General features: G+C 57.7%; 1 protein-coding gene. It reads left to right on the forward strand.

Going from position 1 to position 326, the window contains the following annotated elements; all coding sequences use genetic code 11:
- On the forward strand, positions 1-109 hold a 109-nt coding region (locus GHO03_RS24850; RefSeq protein WP_153400718.1), incomplete at its 5' end, for an adenylosuccinate synthetase.
- Positions 110-326: the final 217 nt, after the last annotated feature.

Genomic DNA, 326 nt, shown 5'->3' on the forward strand with positions numbered 1-326 from the left:
CCGTGCTTACATCAAGCGCGTAGAAGCACTGATCGGCGCGCCGATCGACATCGTCTCGACAGGTCCGGACCGCAACGAAACCATCGTTCTGCGTCACCCGTTCGCGTAACACGTCGCGATGCAAAACAAAGGGCCCTTCGGGGCCCTTTGTTGTTTTAGCCCTCTGTAGGAGCGAGCTTGCCTCGCGATCTGTTGATCTTGATCTGGTTTTTGATCTTGATCTAAGAGGCCCCGTTAAACCACGCTGGCCGAACGCGGCGGGCCCACGGCGTAAGGCCGGAACCCTAAGTGGCCGTTGCCGCAGCAACGGATATGCACTCAAATCA

This window comes from Pseudomonas sp. FSL R10-1339, from assembly GCF_009600545.1.
GTDB classification, from domain to species: domain Bacteria; phylum Pseudomonadota; class Gammaproteobacteria; order Pseudomonadales; family Pseudomonadaceae; genus Aquipseudomonas; species Aquipseudomonas bubulae.